Consider the following 21,510-nt stretch of genomic DNA (forward strand, 5'->3'; position numbering starts at 1 on the left):
AAATGGGAGACGTTATTGATATATATGGTTTATCACCTTTGCAAAAAGGAATACTGTTTCATACTTTATACGATCAAGATGATGAACATTCTTTTTCCTATATTGTACAAGTAGGTTTCTTGCTCGGGGGGCAATTGGATGTTGATATTTTTGAAAAGGCTTGGGAATATGTTATTAATCGACATGAGGTTTTACGTTCAGTATTTGTGTGGGAGGAAGTAGAAAAGCCATTACAAGCGGTTTACCAACGTCTTCCTTTTACTATTCATCAAGAGGATTGGAGCACCCATCCACATGAGGAAAGGGCGAAGAAATTACAACAGTTTTTGAATGTAGATCGTAGAAAAGGATTTTTATTGGATGAAGCACCATTGATGAGAGTCACTGCGATTAAAGAAGCAAAAGAGGAAACGAGAATTATCTGGACACATCATCATATTTTGCTAGACGGATGGAGTGTGTCATTGGTCTTTAGTGAAGTGATGGAAGTTTATCTCAAGATGATAAAGGGAGAATTGTTGAATCTTCCTAAATCTCTTCCTTATAAAAAATATATTCAATGGATAAATAAACAAGATCAAAGTCAAGCAGAGGAATTTTGGAAAGAAGAATTAAAAGGGTTCTATGCACCCACTCCATTAGCAATGGAAAGAAAGGATCAAGGACAAGAGAAGGGTTATGGAGAGTTTGCTTATCAAGTATCTGAGGAACTTACTGAGAGTTTACAAAAGTGGGTACGAAATAGTCGATTAACGTTGAATACGTTAGTACAAGGTGCATGGGCTTATTTGCTGAGTAGGTATAGCGGTGACAGTGACGTCGTATTTGGCGTAACTAGCGCTGGACGTCCTACTGATTTAATAGGAGCAGAGAATATGGTGGGGCTATTTATTAACACATTACCTACCAGAATTCGATTAACGGATAATGCATCAGTAGTAGATTGGCTTCGTAAAATACAAATGAAAGAAATGGAACGAAGACAGTATGAGTATAATTCGTTGATAGATATTCAAGGCTGGAGTGAGGTTCCGCGAAATTGCTCCTTATTTCATACCTTGTATGTGTTTGAAAATTATCCAATTCAAGGTGAGAGAAATGATGATTTAAGATTACTAGATGTTACAAGCACGGAACAAACAAATTATCCTTTAACACTCATTGTAATGCCCGGTAAGAAAATTACTTTAAAGTTGATGTATGATCGAAGCTATTTTAATGAAGAAGCAATAAATCGGATTCAGAATCACTTATTGCAAATATTAATTCAGATGACGAAGAGCCTAGATTCAAAACTATTTGAAATTACTCATTTAACAGAAGAAGAACAAATACAGTTACTAGAGGAATGGAATCATACTCAAGTTAATTATTCGGCTGAAGGCATGATTCATACGATGTTTGAGGAGCAAGTAAAAAAAACACCGGAAGCAATCGCGGCTAGTTACGAAAATGAACAAATTACCTATAAAGAGTTGGAGAAGCGTGCAAATCAGTTAGCTCATTATTTACAAAAGCATGGTGTAGGCCCAGAGTCTCTAGTTGGGGTATATATGGAACGTTCATTACAAATGATGATAGCGTTATTAGGTATTCTAAAATCAGGAGCAGCGTATGTTCCACTTGACCCTACTTATCCAGAGAGTCGACTTCGATATATATTAGAGGATGCTGGAATCGAAGTACTAGTGACGGAAGAGAATTCTAAAAATTTGTTTGTATCTGAAAATATAGAAACGATTTGTATGAATAAAGATTACACTGCAATTGAAAAAGAAGAAACAACCCCATGTATAAGTGGTGTAACAGGAGAAAATTTAGCGTATGTTATGTATACTTCAGGATCTACAGGGAATCCAAAGGGAGTAATGATTGAGCATCATTCAGTAATTAATTATCTAGAATGGATGCAACATAAATATCCGCTTTCTGAAAAAGATGTGGTCTTGCAGAAAACGCCATTCTCATTTGATGTCTCTGTTTGGGAATTATTTTGGGGCATTCACGTTGGTGCAAGTGTATCTTTCCTACCTCCAGGTGGAGAAAAAGATCCTTCTATTATAGCTGAAGTGATTAAACAACATCAGGTTACTATAGTTCAATTTGTACCTTCGATGTTATCTGTTTTCTTAGATTACTTCAATCATATTGAATTGAACATGAATTGTTCGTCCGTACGCCATGTATTTTCTGGTGGAGAAGAACTAAGTTCAGGGTTAGTTAGACGTTTTCAACAGAAATGGGATTATAGTGGACAAGTGAAATTAACCAACTTTTATGGGCCAACTGAAGCCACTATTTATGTGAATGCATTTGATATTCAGCCTAATCAAGAATTTGTTTCTATTGGGAAGCCAATACAGAACACGCAATTATATGTATTAGACCAAAATCAACGCTTGCAATCAATAGGAACTGAAGGTGAGTTATATATTGGTGGTGTTGGTTTAGCGCGTGGATACTTAAATCGTCAGAATCTTACTGCTGAAAAATTCATTTCGCACCCATTTCAATTGGGGGAACGACTATATCGAACAGGAGATTCAGTAAGATATCTAAATGATGGAAATATAGAATTTATAGGTAGAATGGATCATCAAGTCAAAATGCGTGGTTTTAGGATTGAACTAGGAGAAATTGAAGCAACTTTAGAAAAATGTTCGTTTATTAAAGAGGCTGTCGTATTAGTTAGAGAAGATCGTCCAGGTGATCAACGATTGGTTGCATATGTAATAAGCGATGGAAATACCGAAGAGTGGAGAGAGTATTTACAAAACCAATTACCGAATCATATGATTCCAGCGCACTTTATAGAGTTAGAACATTTTCCGCTTACTCCGAATGGGAAAATTGACCGAAAGGCCTTGCCAGCACCTGATGAGCAAGCTATTGAAGATTTAAATGTGCTACCTCGGACGCCATCGGAAGAGCTTATTGCCTCGGTTTGGAGTCAAGTGTTAGGAACAGAAAATATTGGCATTCAGGATTCCTTCTTTGAACGTGGTGGGCACTCACTACTTGCTACTCAAATCGTCTCTCGATTGCAAGAACTGTTCCAAATTAAAATTCCATTACGTGAACTTTTCAAGCACGATACAGTGGAAGCATTGGCGAAACGAGTGGATCAGTTACGAAAGGAAGATAAAAAACGAAAGGTTGCTCCTCTTGTACCTATGAAACGAGAAGAAGTTATCCCACTTTCCTATGCGCAGAAACGTCTATGGTTTATTGATCAATTAATGCCAAATAGTGCTATGTACAATATTCATGCAGCGTGTCGCTTAACAGGTAAATGGTCAATTGAAGCATTGGAGGTCGGATGGAATCAATTGTTGGAGCGTCATGAATCATTAAGGACGACAATTCTAGAACAAGAGGGTGAACCTTTTCAACAGGTTCAATCTCATGTGTTCAGGCATATTCCTCAAACGAATCTAACAGATCTTTCTTTGGAAGATAGGGAAAGAGAAATGAAACGCCTTATTCAAAACGAGGCGGAGGAACCATTTCATTTTGGACAAGGTCCTCTGATTCGAACACGAATATTGAAAGTGGACAGGGAAGAATGGGTTCTCATTTGTACGATGCATCATATTATTTCAGATGGATGGTCAATGGGAATCTTACTTGAAGAATGGATGGCTTTTTATGAAGGAGCACTAACCGGAAAACCAGTGGAATTGAAGGAGTTATCTATCCAATATGCAGATTTTGTCATGTGGCAGAAGGAATGGCAAAAAGAGGAGAGTTTGAATCAGCATCTTCAATATTGGAAGGAAGAATTATCTGGGGAACTACCGGTTTTACAATTACCGATGGATCGTCCTCGACCTGCAGTTCAAACCCATCGTGGTGCAAGTCAGTCCTTAATAGTGGCGAATTCCTTACAGGAAAAGCTCAAAGATTTAAGTTTGCAAGAAGGATGCACTTTATTTATGACATTGATGGCAGCGTATCAAAGCTTCCTTTCTCGTTATACAGGACAGGACGACATTATAGTTGGAAGCCCAATCGCTAATCGAAATGTGAAAGAGATTGAGGGATTAATAGGATTCTTTGCAAATACGTTAGTTTATCGAGCTGATTTCAGTGGAAATCCGACGTTCCAAGAACTATTGTCGCAGGTAAGAAAAAAAGCGCTAAAAGCATTCGAGTATCAGGACATCCCATTTGAGAAAGTGGTAGAATCCGTAAAACCTGAACGGAATACAAGTCATTCACCAATATTCCAAACTATGTTTACTTTACAGAATACGAAACAAGAATTTCTTCAGCTATCTGAAAGACAAATGGAACTCATGAAAAGCCATGCTTCTGTTGCCAAATTTGATTTGAGTTTATTTGCTTCTGAGACGGAAGAAGGATTATCACTAACCTTTGAATATAATACTGATTTGTTTAATGATACAACCATTGAACGTATGGCAAGTCATTTTAAACATTGGTTAAATCAAATTGTCTCTCATCCAAAATGTATACTATCAGAACTGAATATGTTATCGAAAGTAGAATATAAGCAACTACTAGAGGAATGGAATGAATCAGCCGTTATAGATATAGAAGATAGTACGATTCATACAATGTTTGAAGAACAAGTGGAAAAAACACCAGAAGCAATTGCAGTAGTGTGCGAAGATGAAGAACTAACATATCGAGAGTTGGACGAACGCTCAAATCAGTTGGCACATTATTTGCAAAAAAATGGTGTAACATGCGAATCATTAGTTGGGATTTGCGTTACACGTTCATCCGAGATGATTGTCGGTCTCTTAGGAATTATGAAGGCGGGAGGAGCATATGTCCCAATTGATCCAGCGTATCCGGAAAGTCGACTGCAGTACATTTTAGAAGATGCTCAAATAAAGGTACTGGTGACACAGGAAAAGTTACAACAAAAAATGGTTATACCTCCATTCGTCAACGTCATTTGTATTGATCGTAATCGAGCAGAAATAGAACAAGAAGTTACTACGGTATGCACGAGTGAAGTGACGGGCGATAACTTAGCCTATATTATCTATACTTCAGGTTCCACTGGAAATCCAAAGGGAGTAATGATTGAGCACAGGAATACAGTAACAATGATTCATTGGGCGCATCACACGTATTCTCGAAAGGAATTAGCGGGAGTATTAGCTTCAACTTCACTATCTTTTGATTTATCCGTTTTTGAAGTATTTGTTCCCTTAACGATGGGTGGTAAGGTGATTGTCGCTGAAAATGCTCTACATCTAGACAAGTTGTCTACCAAAGGTGTGACTTTGGTTAATACTGTGCCATCGGCAGCAAAGGAACTGGTTCGAGCAAAAACAATTCCTTCTTCAGTAAAGGTAATAAATTTGGCTGGAGAACCGTTACCATATCCGCTTGTTCAAGATTTATACGAGAGAAGTACGATTGAGAAGGTGTTCAACTTATATGGACCGTCTGAAGATACTACGTATTCCACGTATATGGAATTAGAAAAGGGTGTCATGCATAGGGTACCACCAATCGGTAAACCAATCTTCAATACAGAAGTATATGTATTGAGTGCTGAACGAAAAATGGTTCCAATTGGTGTAGTTGGTGAGCTATACATTGGTGGATCAGGGTTAGCGCGTGGATATTTAAAACGCCCTGACTTAACGGAAAATCGATTTATACCGCATCCGTTTAAAGAAGACGAGCGAGTATACCGGACTGGAGATCTAGTAAGGTATTTGCCGGATGGAAATTTGGAGTATGTTGGACGAATCGATCATCAAGTAAAAATTCGTGGGTTCCGGATTGAACTAGGAGAAATTGAAGCGACATTACAAAGGCATACATTAGTTAACGAAGCTATTGTGATGGTGCGGGAAGATTATCCTGGCGATCCACGTTTGATCGCCTATGTTGTAGGAGGCGGGGATGCTCAAAAGTGGCGTGATTATCTCAAGGATCAACTACCAAATTATATGATCCCAGCCTATTTTGTTGGATTAAATGCATTTCCACTCACTCCTAATGGGAAAATTGATAGGAAGGCCTTACCAGCACCAGAGAGACAGGAGATAGCAAGTGGTTATATTGCTCCTCGTACGTCCACGGAAAAAACAATCGTTTCGATATGGCATGAAGTTTTAGGTATGGAAAACATCGGAATTCAAGATTCGTTTTTTGAAATTGGTGGCCATTCACTACTCGCTACGCAAGCTGTTTCCAATCTTAAAGAGGCTTTTGGAATCGAGATACCATTGCATGATTTATTTATGTTTCATACGGTGCAGCAATTGGCAGAACAGATTGATCAATTGCTCGATAACAAAAATCAAGAAATGCAGAATGATAGTAAGGAGAATGTAAGTCTTCAAGACTATGTTCAAAAAGAAGCAGAAGTGAGTAATGATGAAGAATTACTGGAACTACTTAAGCAATTAGAGGAGCTATCAGAGGAAGAAGCACAAGGGATATTCGAGAGTAATTTGATTGAGGAAGGGGTAAAAAAATGAGAAGTGATTTACTTGCAAAGCTGAGTTCACTTTCTCCTGAGAAGAGAGCATGGCTTCAGAAGCAAATGCAAAAAAAGGAGAATAAAGAAGCACTCCCGTTGTCTTATGCGCAACAACGTTTGTGGTTTATGGACAGATTTAACCCAAACAGTTCTTTATATAATATTCCAACAGTATGGCATCTAAAAGGAAATTGGATACCTGAAGCATTAGAGAAGGGATTCAATCGACTCATTGAACGTCATGAATCATTACGAACTGTTTTTAAAGAAGTAGGAGAACAGCCTGTGCAACAAATTCTCGAATTTCTTCCTAGAGCATTACCTGTAAGGGATTACTCTCAACTTCCTCTAGAAGTAAAAGAAAAAGAGGTAGATAGTTTAATTGCGAGAGAAGCGCAAGAACCATTTGATTTAATGAATGGTCCTTTAATTCGTAAGCAGCTTGTTCAATTAGAGAAGGATGAATGGTTATTACTGTGTACGATGCATCATATTATTTCTGATGCTTGGTCCATTGGTATATTCATGAATGAATTACTTGCTTTCTATGAAGAAGAAACGGGCGGAAATCCTGCTAAATTAAGTTCACTATCCATTCAATATGCAGACTTTGCGAAGTGGCAAAAGGAGTGGTTGCAAGGTGATGTGCTAAATCGTCAGCTTACGTATTGGCAGGAAGAATTGTCTGGTGAACTTCCTATCTTACAACTGCCAGTGGATCGACCTCGACCGGTTAAGCAGACTTACTCTGGGGCTACGCATCATGTGATTTTTCCTTATAAATTGCTTAGTCAATTGAAGGATATAAGCCGACAAGAAGGATCTACTTTATTTATGACTTTAATGGCCGCATACCAGAGCTTTCTTGCTCGTTATACAGGACAAAAAGATATTCTAGTTGGTAGCCCGATTGCAAATCGGAACCATAAGGGAGTAGAAGGATTAATTGGTTTCTTTGTTAATACGTTGGTTTATCGATCAGATTTGAGTGGCACCCCTACCTTTCGGGAGATTTTGAACCAAACAAAGAAAAAGGCGTTAAAAGCTTACGAATATCAAGATATACCATTTGAAAAAGTGGTAGAAGCTGTGCAACCTGAACGAAGCATGAGTCATTCCCCTATATTTCAGACCATGTTTACGCTACAGAATATAAAACAAGAACGACTAGATTTGCCTGATAGAAGTATTGAAATGGTAGAAAGTAATATGTCTATTGCTAAATTTGATTTGAGCTTAACTGCCTATGAAGTGGAAGAAGGTCTATTCGTCTCATTTGAATACAACACGGATTTATTTGATAGTAGTACCATTGCACGTATGGCAGGACATTTTGAGAACTGGCTAAATGAAATCACGTATCATCCAGATGAATCATATACAAAGCTGTCAATGTTATCAGATACTGAGCAAAAACAACTCCTAGAAGAATGGAATGATACGGACGTAGTTTATGGTCATGATTGTATGATTCATGAGCTATTTGAGCAACAAGTTGCACGGACACCTGATGCAGTGGCGGTAGTTTATGAGGGTGGAAAGCTAACGTATCAAGAACTAAATGAAAAATCGAATCAATTGGCACATTTTCTACAAAAACGAGGTATCGGACCTGAATCATTGGTTGGTATATGTATTGAACGTTCTCCTGATATGATTATCGGTCTCTTTGGGATTTTGAAGGCAGGTGGGGCTTATGTCCCACTGGACCCAAGTTATCCCGAAAACCGCCTGAGATACATTTTGGAGAATTCACAAATTCAAGTGCTGTTAACAAAAGAGGCACTACAGGACTGGTTACCTAAAGATATTCAAGCAATTTGTTTAGATCGGGATCAAGTAATGATTTCTAAAGAGAGTAATTTAGCTCCGGTGAGTGGAGTAACAGCAAATAACTTAGCCTATATTATATACACTTCGGGTTCGACAGGAAATCCAAAGGGGGTAATGATTGAACATCATTCTGTTATAAATCGCCTACAGTGGATGCAGAAAAAATACCCATTGTCTGAGGAGGATACAATCCTACAAAAGACACCGTTTTCGTTTGATGTTTCTGTCTGGGAATTATTTTGGTGGTCATTTGTAGGAGCACGTGTTTGTTTACTTCCACCAGGAGGAGAGAAAGATCCTGCGGTGATTGAGGAGTATATTGAACGATACCGTGTGTCCACCATGCATTTTGTTCCGTCGATGTTATCTACTTTCTTAGATTATATGGAATTATATAATTCGAAAAGGGATGTATCGTCTTTAATTCAAGTTTTTACTAGTGGAGAAGCGTTAAACACTGAACAGGTTCGCCGGTTTAAGGGGATCTTTTACAATGCTCAGCAAACAAAGTTAATTAACTTGTATGGTCCTACTGAAGCAACTGTGGATGTGACTTATTACGATTGTGATTTAGAAAAAGAACCAATGCTTATTCCGATTGGTCGTCCGATTGATAATACAGAGTTGTATGTGTTAGATCAATATCAACAAGTGGTCCCAATTGGTGTGGCAGGGGAACTTTACCTTGGAGGAGTAGGATTAGCACGTGGCTACTTCAATCGACCGGATTTAACTACTGAACGTTTTATTCCGCATCCCTTTAAGGACGGGGAACGATTATATCGAACGGGTGACTTGGTTAGATATATAAATGATCGTAACTTAGAATATATTGGAAGAATAGATAACCAAGTTAAAATTAGAGGATTCCGAATTGAATTGGGAGAAATAGAAGCAGCTTTACATGATCACTCATCTGTAAAAGAGGCAGTCGTGTTGGTGAAGGAAGATCGACCAGGAGATAAGCAGTTAGTAGCTTATGTAGTGGGTGAAGGGGATACTGGGGAGTGGCGTGAATATCTCAAGAAGCAATTACCACATTATATGGTTCCGGCATACTTTTTCCAAATTGAAGGTATGCCACTTACTCCAAATGGTAAAGTGAATCGGAAAGCATTATTGGAATTAGAAGAACAGTTCATAAGTGAAGATATTACTTCATCACGAACACCAGTGGAGGAGCTCATCGTTTCCGTTTGGAGCCAAGTGTTAGGAATAAAAAATATTAGTGTTCAGGATTCCTTTTTTGAAATCGGTGGTCATTCACTACTAGCTACTCAAGTAGTGTCACGTTTACAGGGAATTTTTCAAATCGAATTACCAGTACGTGAACTATTTGAATATACAACGGTGGAGTCACTGGCAAAGCGATTAGAACAGTTACGTAAAGGAGATAAAAAACGAGAGATTCCGCCACTAATACCAATGAAACGAGGAGAAGCTATTCCACTATCTTATGCCCAACAACGTTTATGGTTTATTGATCAATTTACACCTAATAGTGCCCTTTACAATATGCCAATGGTATGCCGTCTTACAGGGAATTGGCTACTTGAAGCATTGGAAACGGGATGGAATCAACTAATAGAACGTCATGAATCACTGCGGACGGTCTTTCAAGAAGTGAATGGTCAACCCGTACAGCAAATTGAACCGTATGCTTTTCAATCAATTCCGAAAACGGATTTAACTATGCTTTCTTCTGAAGATCAAGAAGAAGAAGTTAAACGTTTAATTCAACAAGAAACAGAAGTGCCATTTGATTTAACAGAGGGTCCATTAATCAGGACAAGTATTTTGCACGTGGGAGAGGAAGAATGGATACTCCTTTGTACTCTACATCATATCGTTTCAGATGGATGGTCAATGGGAATCCTACTTGAAGAATGGATGGCATTTTATGAGAAAGCAACGGATGGAAAGGTAGCGGAACTTGAACCATTACCGGTTCAATATTCCGACTTTGCTCAGTGGCAAAAAGGATGGCTAAAGGAGGAGGTGCTTGATCAACAACTCCAATACTGGAGGGAAGAATTGTCTGGGGAGCTTCCTGTACTCCAACTTCCTGTGGATCGCCCGCGTCCCGCAATACAAACTCATCACGGGTCGACATACACTATGGTTCTGCCAAGCACGCTACATGATAAATTGAATGAACTTAGTCGAAAAGAAGGGGCTACGCTCTTCATGACGCTTTTAGCTGCATATCAAAGTTTTCTATCTCGTTATACGGGACAAGAAGATATTCTGGTCGGAAGCCCAATTGCGAATCGGAACTATAGAGAAATTGAAGGACTAATTGGTTTCTTCGTTAACACACTGGTTTATCGAGCTAATTTGAGTGGTAGACCGACATTTCAAGATGTACTGTATCAGGTTCGTCAAAAGGCATTGAAGGCGTATGAATATCAAGATATTCCATTTGAAAAAATTGTAGAAGTTGTGCAACCGGAGCGAAGTACAAGTCATTCGCCAATCTTCCAGACTATGTTCATCTTGCAAAATATGAAACAAGAGTTACCGGTGTTATCTAGTAGAAGTATTGAAATGATAGAAAGCCATAGTCCAATTGCAAAGTTTGATTTAAGTGTAATGGCAGTTGAGACGGAAGAGGGATTACTTTTTACTTTTGAGTACAATAAGGATTTATTCAATGCTACTACTATTGAACGGATGGCAGGACACTTTGAGAAATGGCTACATGAAGTTTCTCATCGCCCACAAAATCCGTTGCATGACCTGAGCATGCTATCAGAACCCGAACGTACTTTGTTATTAGAAACATGGAATGACACTGTAATGGAAATGTCTCATCAGGGTCTTATTTGCGACAGATTTGAGGAGCAAGTAGCAAGGCGTCCGGATGCGATTGCGGTAGTTGATCAAACAAAACAGTGGACTTATGGTGAACTGGATACACAAGCAAATCAGTTGGCAAATGTTTTACGGCGAAAGGGAGTAGCCCCAGAGTCAGTGGTAGGAGTTTATCTTCCGAGGTCAGCTGAGCTAATGGCAAGTTTACTAGGCATTTTAAAAGCTGGTGGAGCTTATGTTGTTTTAGATCCGTTATATCCAAAATCAAGGTTAGAATACATGATTGAAGATGCAGGAATTCAATTTGTAGTGACGGCGGAAGGACAAGAAGGACATTTCGCACACGTCGAAATGGTGAGGTTAGAAGAACTAACAGTGGAAAGCGTAATCGCACCTACACGTCAAATAAATCCAGAGAACTTAGCCTATATTGTTTATACCTCTGGTTCTACAGGAAAACCGAAGGGTGTCATGGTTGAAAATCGCTCATTAATGAATATGGTTTCTTGGCATCAAGAAGTTTATCATATTTCAGCAGAGGATCGTGCGACTCAGATTGCAGGGGTTGCTTTTGATTCGGCTGTCCAGGAGATTTGGCCGTATCTAACTGCTGGCGCAGCACTCTACTTGTCAACAGAGGAACTGAGAATTAATCCAGAAGCACTAAGGGACTGGCTCATTGATTCACGAATAACAGCTAGTTTTGCACCTACGCCTATTCTGGAAAGACTCTTGAAATTATCTTGGCCAGATAAAATGGATCTTCGTTTTATCATTACTGGTGGGGATCAATTAACGCAGTATCCATCTAGCGATATTCCTTTTGCGGTAATTAATCAGTATGGTCCATCGGAAAATACCGTTGTTACTACAGATTGTTACGTACCTGTAGGGGTGACAACAGGTACGCCATCGATTGGTCGACCGATTGCGAATACAGAAGTTTATGTGTTAGATTCTCATCTTCAGCTAGTACCAATTGGTGTAATTGGAGATCTCTATATTGGAGGGAAGAGTCTTGCACGTGGATATGCTAATCGTCCGGATCTTACAAAGGAAAAATTTATTCCACATCCTTTCAAGTCAGGAGAACGTCTCTATTATACAGGAGACAAAGCAAGTTATCTTTCTGATGGTAATCTCCAGTTCCATGGACGTATAGATGACCAAGTAAAAATTCGTGGTTTCCGGATTGAATTGGGAGAAATAGAAGCTGTTTTGCAGGCACATTCTTCTGTGAAAGAAGCAGTTGTATTGGTACGAGAGGATAATCAAGGTGATAAGAGATTAGTAGCTTATGTAGTTGGTGAAGGAAGTGTCCATGAATGGCGAGAACATCTACAAACACATTTACCAAATTACATGGTTCCAACAAACTTTATTGAGATGGAATTTTTACCACTTACACCGAATGGAAAGCTTGATTTGAAGGCATTGCCTATACTTAGTGAACAATCCGCTGAAAATACTGTATACCCAAGAACTCCGCTGGAAGAACTTATTGCTTCAGTGTGGAGTCAAGTGCTAGGAATAAGAGACATTGATGTTCAGGATTCATTCTTTGAGCTCGGTGGTCACTCTCTACTTGCTACACAAGTGGTCTCACGCTTACAGGAAGTCTTTCAAATCAAATTGCCAGTACGTGAACTGTTCGAATATTCAACGGTCGAAGCATTATCGAAACGAATAGATCAGTTACGTAAGGGGAGCGAAAAACGAGAAATTCCACCATTGATGCCGATGGAACGAGGGGGAAATATTCCACTGTCTTATGCCCAACAGCGCTTATGGTTTATTGATCAATTTGCACCTAATAGTGCACTTTATAATATGCCAATGGCATGCCGTCTTACAGGGAATTGGTTACCTGAGGCATTGGAGTTGGGATGGAATCAGTTGATAGAGCGTCATGAATCTTTGCGGACTGTATTTTATGAAGAGGATGGCCATCCTATGCAGCAGATTCAACCGTACGTTTTCCGTCCGCTTCTGCAAATGGACTTAACTAAGCTTTCATTAGAGGAGCGAGAAAGAAAGTTGGAGCAATGGATTCAAACTGAAGTCGAATCTCCATTTGATTTAGAAAAAGGGCCATTGTTCCGTGGGAAACTCATAAGAATTTCAGAAGAAGAATGGGTTCTTCTGTGTAATATGCATCATATTATCTCAGATGGATGGTCGATGGAAATCTTGCTTCAAGAATGGATGGCATTTTATGAGAATACGATTGGTGAAAAACAAGCAGAGCTGGAACCACTACCAGTTCAATATGCCGATTTTGCTCAGTGGCAAAGAGAATGGTTGAAAGATGAAGTACTATATCAACAACTTGCGTATTGGAAGGAAGAATTATCCGGTGAGTTACCAGTCTTAATGTTGCCAATGGATCGTCCGCGTCCGCCAGTGCAAACCCACCATGGATTAACTCATAATGTTTTGTTATCGCGCTCATTACTGGATAAATTAAACGAACTAAGTCGTCAAGAAGGGGCCACACTTTTCATGACCTTATTGGCATCGTATCAAAGTTTCCTTGCTCGTTATACGGGACAAACGGATATTATTGTTGGCAGCCCAATTGCAAATCGAAATTATCGAGAAATTGAAGGGCTGATTGGTTTCTTTGTCAATACATTGGTTTATCGCGCTGATTTAAGTAATGCACCGGCATTTCAAGAGTTGTTGTCTCAAGTGCGGATAAAAGCATTGAAGGCGTATGAGTATCAAGATGTTCCGTTTGAGAAAATTGTAGAGGTTATCCAACCTGAACGAAATACAAGCCATTCTCCGATTTTCCAAACCATGTTTACTTTGCAAAATACGGGACAGAAGCTACCAGAACTACATGGAAGAAATATAGAAGTAATGGAAAGTAATGCTCCTATCGCTAAGTTTGATTTAAGTTTAACTGCTGCAGAAGTGGAAGAGGGTTTATTACTTACTTTTGTTTATAGAACTGATTTATTTGACAGCTTAACTATTGAATCCATGGCTGAACATTTTGGGAACTGGTTGAATGTAATCGTGGAGAATCCTGATAAAGCATTAGCTAAGTTGCCTATATTGTCAGGATTACAGCAAAAACAGTTGGAGGAGTGGAATAATGATGCTGTAGCATACCCACAGGAAAGTACAATTCATCAGCTGTTTAAAGAGCAAGTAAATCGTACACCTGATGCGGTAGCAGTGGTAGATGAAAAACAGCAGTTAACGTATCGAGAGCTGAATGAAAAAGCTAATCAATTGGCCCACTATCTTCAGCAATGCGGGATTGGGAATGAATCATTGGTTGGACTTTGCTTTGAGCGTTCAGTTGAGATGATTGTTAGTATTATGGGGATTTGGAAGGCTGGAGCAGCCTATGTTCCATTAGACCCATCATATCCAGAAAGTCGTCTACGATATATTTTGGAGGACACTGGAATTCAAGTATTAGTTACGAACGAGTCATTGGAAGACTGGATACCTAAAGAAATCAAGATAGTTTGTCTAGATAGGGATCAAGCAATGATTTCACAAGAAAGCATTCTTTCACCAAAATGTGAAGTAACAGGAGAAAACTTAGCGTATGTTATCTATACTTCAGGATCAACGGGGAATCCAAAGGGTGTCTTGATACAGCATCATTCTGTACTAAACTTGTCGCATGGTTTACAAAAAGAAGTTTTCGAACATGAGATACCATCTAACATGCATGTCGGTTTAAATGCGTCAATTGCCTTTGATGCATCTATCCAGCAATTACAAATGCTGCTTTATGGTTCAAGTTTGTATATTATTCCGAATGAAGTACGAAGTGATCCGGAGCAGTTTGTAGCTTATATTAGGGAGAACAAGTTAGAAATCTTTGATATAACACCTTCATTGCTTCAATTACTTATAGATGCCGGATTGTTAGAAACGTGTGATGGCGTTCATGTTCCAAGTAAGGTACTGGTTGGTGGTGAAGCAATTATGCCGTCATTATGGGAACAGCTAGTAGAGACTGATAAAATACAGTTTTATAATGTATATGGTCCTACAGAATGTACGGTTGATGCAACATGCTATCATATCAAAAAAGATAGTAAGAGAGTAACAATTGGGCGTCCATTGCCTAACGTCCAAACTTATGTATTAGATAGTAATAGGTTGCCAGTTCCAGTTGGTGTGATGGGGGAACTTTATATCGGAGGAGTAGGTCTAGCAAAGGGGTACTTGAATCGTCCAGAGTTAACATCCGAACGATTTATTTCTCATCCATTCAAAGAAGGCGAGAGGTTATATAGAACAGGCGATCTTGTGAGATATCTTCCTGATGGTAATATAGACTACTTAGGAAGAATGGATAATCAAGTGAAGATTAGAGGATTTCGAATCGAACTTGGGGAGATTGAGTCGACTTTACAAGAGCATGACTTGGTAAAAGAGGTAGTTGTAATAGTTAGGGAAAATCAGTCGGGAGATAAGAGGTTAGTAGCTTATGTAGTGGGCGAAGGTAGTGTAGAAGAATGGCGAGAGTATCTTAAAACAAAACTGCCAATCCATATGATACCTTCCTACTTTGTCGAAATGAAAGAATTACCGCTAACCATAAATGGAAAGGTTGATCGGAAATCGTTACCTATACCAGATTATCAAGGAATACAAGAAGGCTACGCGGCCCCAAGAAATGAACGTGAACATAAGCTTTCTATCATTTGGGAACGTGTGCTAGGTTCAAAACGTATTGGTATTTATGATAACTTTTTTGAAATTGGTGGAGATTCAATTCTTAGCATTCAGATTGTCTCTCGCGCAAAGCAAGCTGGTTTACAGTTGACACCAAAACAACTATTTGAACACCAAACGATTGCTGAGTTGGCGCAAGTAGTCAAAGAAGAACAAGGTGTACAAGCTGAACAAGGAATTATAACTGGAGAGACGATACTTACACCTATTCAGCAAAGGTTTTTTGCACAAAATCATCCTAATCCACATCATTGGAATCAATCCATGTTCTTTAGAACGAAAGAAAAATTGGACATAGGATCACTGGAAAAGGCAGCGCGTAACCTTCTACTTCATCATGATGCCCTGCGTTTAAGATATGAACGTTTACCTAATGGGACTTGGGAACAGTGGAATGAAGGAATTGAAGAACAATTGATGCTGACTGTCATTTCATTAGACGAAGTGCCGGAAGCGGATTGGCATGAAGTTATTCAAAAAGAGATTAATGTTGCACAAGAAAGATTGAATTTACATGATGGTCCTTTAATGAGAATGGTGTATTTTGATGAAGGTGAGGAGACTGGTCGATTATTTTGGACAATTCATCACTTAGCCGTGGATGGTGTTTCTTGGCGAATTTTATTGGAAGATTTGCAAACAGCATATACGCAAGCGGTCCAAGGGCAAAAAATTCAATTACCTATGAAGAGTACATCTTTTAAAGAATGGTCGGAGAAATTACAACATTACGCTCAAACTGGAATATCAAAAGAAGTGCTACATTACTGGGAGCAGCAGGTTGAACAAGACGTAGTTATACTGCCAGTAGATGGTACTATAAGTAATCCAGTAAGCGCAGTAACTGAGGAAATTACTGTGGTGTTAAACGAGAATGAGACCCGTATGTTATTGCAAGAGACTTTAAGCACTCACCGTGTCCAAATCAATGAAGTATTATTAGCAGCATTGGTACAAGCTACAGCAGCATGTACGGGGCAGCCGATATTAAGCGTAGATTTAGAGGGACATGGTCGAGAAGAGATTATTGAAGATGTTGATTTATCGAGAACCGTGGGATGGTTTACAAGTATTTACCCAGTTCATTTAAATATTACTAATGCTAATACGCCAATTGCAGCATTAAAAGCAGTTAAAGAACAAGTTCGCAAAATTCCTAATAAGGGTGTTGATTATGGGGTGTTGCGTTACATGAACACAACAATGTGTGAGCCATTAAGCTCCCAATATACACCGTCTATTAGTTTTAACTATCTTGGACAATTTGACCAAATGTTTTCTAGCGATGCAATGTTTATTCCAGAGAACAAATTTAAGCGTTTAGATCATGCTGCCGGTTCCAAGCGATCGCATGTAATTGATGTAATTGGGGTTGTAACGGATGGAAAACTTCAGTTCACTTGGGTATACAATGTTGGACAATTTGCCAAATCAACGATTCAAAGTATTGCACAGAATATGCTATATCAACTGAGTAGATTGATTCAATCTTCAGATAGAGAATCTGCACTGACCATTTCGGATTTTGCAATGGCTAATCTTAGCCAAGAAGGTTTGACAAATGTACTAAATAAAATGCATCGTGGAAAGAAAAATCAGATTACTGATTTATATCCACTATCACCTTTGCAAGAAGGTATGATCTTCCACACATTGCATGATCAAGGGGATGAACATGTTGCACCGTATATAGTGCAATTGAGTTTTATGATTCAAGGGGAAATGGATATTCCTACTTTTGAGCAGGCTTGGAAATCTGTAATTCAGCGGCATGAAATTTTTCGTACAGCATTTGTATGGGACGAAATTGAAAAACCTGTACAAGTGGTGTATGAAAATATCCCATTTAAAGTGAACAAAGAAGACTGGCGTACAATGACAAGTGAAGAGATAGCGGAAAAAAGAAAAGTCTTTTTGGCATTAGATCGAAAACAAGCCTTCCAATTTGATGAAGCACCATTGATGCGGGTAACAGTCATTCAAGAAGGTGAGGAAGAATATCGGATTGTTTGGACCCATCACCATATTTTACTGGATGGATGGAGTTTACCATTGGTCTTTAATGAATTACTTACAGTCTATCAGAAGAGAATGAATGGAGAAGCTGTGAAGTTACCTAAGTCCTCACCATATAAGAAATATATCCAATGGTTAAGAGAACAAGATAAGGAGCAGGCGGAACAATTCTGGAGAGAGAAGCTAAAAGGTTTTACTGCGCCAACTTTGCTGGGCTTAGAAAGTAAAGAGGAAGAAAAAGGTTACACAGAGAAGGTTACGTATTTATCAGAAGAGCAGACTCAAGCGTTACAAGGATGGGCGAAACGCAATAAACTTACTTTGAGTACAGTAATTCAAGGGGCATGGGCATATCTCATGAGCCGATATAGTGGAGAAAATGACATTGTTTTTGGTGTAACAAGCTCAGGGCGTTCTACGGAGATTATTGATGTTGAAAACATCGTAGGTCCTTTCATTACAACGTCACCGACGCGAATTCAATTGATGGATGATATAAAATTAATAGATTGGTTGCAGAAGATACAAGAGGAAGAGATAGAAAGAAGACAATATGAGTATGCTTCTTTGACAGAGATTCAGGGGTGGAGTGAGGTTCCTAGAGGTACACCGTTGTTCAATTGCTTATATGTGTTTGAAAATTATCCAGTGAAAGAAGAATCTTCAGAAAATCTGGAAATTGGTGAATTGAAAGGGGTAGAACAAACCCACTATCCATTAGGATTGGCTGTAGTTCCAGGAATTCAGTTATCGTTAAAGTTAATGTATGACCGTAGTAAGTTTAATAGAGTAACCATTGAACGAATGCTGGGTCATTTACACAAAGTGTTAATGCAAATGCTCAAAAACATTGATCAAAATCTATCGGAGCTAGTATATATTACGGAGGCTGAACAAAGAAAGCTATTGGAAGAATGGAATAATAATGCTATATCCTATCCACGTGAGAATGTAATTCATCAACTATTCGAAGAGCAAGTAAATCGTACACCTGACGCGGTGGCAGTGGTAGATGAAAAACAGCAACTAACATATCGAGAGCTGAATGAAAGAGCTAATCAATTAGCACATCATTTACAGAAATGTGGAATTGGGACAGAGTCATTAGTTGGCCTTTGCTTTGAGCGTTCAGTTGAGATGGTTGTTGGTCTCATGGGAATTTGGAAGGCTGGAGCAGCCTATGTTCCATTAGATCCATCGAATCCGGAAAGCCGCCTACAATATATTTTAGAAGACACAGGAATTAAAGTGTTAGTTACAAATGAAGTATTACTAGGCTGGATACCTAAAGACATCAAGACAGTTTGCCTAGATAGGGACCAAGCAATGCTTTCTCAAGAAAGCAAACTTTCACCAATATGTGAGGTAACAGGGGAAAACTTAGCGTATGTTATCTATACTTCTGGTTCGACAGGGAATCCAAAGGGGGCTTTAGTACAGCACCATTCTGTAATAAACCTATCCTATGGTTTACAAAAAGAAGTTTTCTCACATGAAATACCTAATAATATGCGCGTCGGTTTGAATGCGTCAATTGCCTTTGATGTATCTATTCAGCAATTACAAATGTTGCTTTATGGTTCAAGTTTATATATTATCCCAAGTGAAGTTCGCACTAATCCGGAACAATTTGTGTCCTATATTAGGGAGAATAAATTGGAAATGTTTGATATGACACCTTCATTACTTCAATTACTTATAGATGGAGGATTGCTAGAAATAAGTGCTGATGTTCATGTACCGAGTAAGATATTAGTCGGTGGTGAAGCAATTATGCCGTCATTATGGGAACAGCTAGTAGAGACAGAAAAAATTGATTTTTATAATGTATACGGTCCTACAGAATGTACGGTTGATGCAACATGCTATCATATCAAAAAAGATAGTAAGAGAGTAACAATTGGCCGTCCGTTGCCGAACGTTCAAACTTATGTATTAGATAAAAATTTGTTACCTGTTCCAGTTGGTGTAACAGGTGAGCTATATATTGGGGGTGCAGGTATAGCGAGAGGATACTTGAATCGCCCAGAATTAACAGCAGAGCGATTCATCCGTCATCCATTTAATGAAGAAGAACGTTTATATCGTACGGGAGATTTGGTTCGTTATTTACCTGATGGTAATTTAGATTACTTGAGAAGAATTGATAATCAAGTGAAAATTAGGGGCTTTCGTATTGAACTTGAAGAGATTGAAGCGAGTATAGAGAGGCATCCATTGGTAAAAGAAGCAGTAGTTTTGGTAACAGAGGATAAATTAGGAGAGCAGAGATTGGTTGCTTATGTAGTTGGAGATGGTAGTATGCATGAGTGGCGTGAGTATCTCAAGACACAAGTACCAAATTATATGGTTCCCGCTCACTTTATTAAGGTAGACGAGATTCCTCTTACAACAAATGGCAAAGTTGATCGAAAGGCATTGAACAATTTAACTATTCATAGAGAAAATAACTTCTCTACACCAATCATTCCAAGGGATGAAATTGAATATCAGTTGATTAAAATCTGGCAGGATGTGTTACAGATAGAAGATGTCTATGTAAATGATGATTTCTTTAATAGAGGAGGACACTCTCTCCTTGTAATTAAATTAGTTTCAAAAATTAGGGAGAAGTTTGGAAAAGAGATTAAGGTGTCTACATTGATTAAGAATCCAACAGTGGAAGGAATCGCATGCCTTATTCGTGATAAGCATGATATGACGAAATCAGTAGCAGCGCTAGTTTCACTACAAGAATCAGAGAAAAGACCTTTCTTCTGCGTTCATCCGTTTATGGGGAATGTATTCTGTTACATTCAACTAGCAAGATTGCTTAAGAGCCATTGTTCATTTTATGGTTTACAGAATCCTCTTATAGAAAAGAAAGAAATTGACGAGTTAACTTTGCCGGAAGTAATTCAACTTTACATCGAAGAAATAAAACGTGTTCAGCCAGAAGGTCCATATCGTCTTGGAGGATGGTCTTTAGGCGGTGCGATTGCTTATGAAATCGCAACTGTACTAAGGAGTCAAGGTGAGGAAGTTGAGTTGTTGGTACTAATGGATACAAAAGTACCTTCAGAGCAGGATCATAAAACAAGGGAGGATATGCTCTCATATATATATGAGCATTTCATTCCTAGAGATTTTACTGAGCAGGAAGAAGGCCTCTTCCATAAACAAGATATGCTTGTAGAGCGATTAATTATGGAAGGAGTACTCCCGCCTGATGCAGATCTTATCAATTTGAAGCAAGTTATCAATGCTCATAGGAAATGCCTGAATATAATGGCAGAGCATGATTTAATACCATACTCTGGAGAAGTTCTCTACTTTAGTGCTGAGGAAGGAAAAGAGTTGTTTACAGATTGGGGACCTTTATTAAAAGGAAGAGTAAATAAGTATTCTGTCCCTGGATCACATGAGGAAATAGTAGACTTCCCCGCAGTTGAAAAGATAGCTAAGTACCTATTAAATGAATTTGAAGGGATAAAAGAAACATCCCTTTCATTAACTGAAAAGTAGAGAGTGCAAAAGATGCAACGCAATGAACGAAAAGGGGAGACCAATACCTGCATGCATATCAAGTGTAGGGAATAATGAATATATTAAGAGCATTACTTTTTAAGGGGATAATGTAAAAAGTAATTGGTAGAGACATAGAAATCTTTGTAATAGAAGCG

2 protein-coding genes are annotated in these 21,510 nt (G+C 38.7%); both read left to right on the forward strand.

The window, feature by feature from the left end; translation table 11 throughout:
* Positions 1-2 precede the first annotated feature (2 nt).
* Positions 3-6,473, forward strand: a complete 6,471-nt coding sequence (locus OXT04_RS21340; protein ID WP_267417406.1) for a non-ribosomal peptide synthetase — start codon at positions 3-5, stop codon at positions 6,471-6,473.
* Positions 6,470-21,352: a non-ribosomal peptide synthetase gene (locus OXT04_RS21345; RefSeq protein WP_098256447.1), complete on the forward strand. Its 14,883-nt coding sequence runs from the start codon at positions 6,470-6,472 to the stop codon at positions 21,350-21,352. Before OXT04_RS21340 ends, OXT04_RS21345 begins: the two co-directional genes overlap by 4 nt.
* The last annotated feature ends 158 nt before the right edge of the window (positions 21,353-21,510 follow it).

This window comes from Bacillus sp. GC_Bacil_1, assembly GCF_026540675.1.
In the GTDB taxonomy this organism is placed as follows: Bacteria; Bacillota; Bacilli; order Bacillales; family Bacillaceae_G; genus Bacillus_A; species Bacillus_A cereus.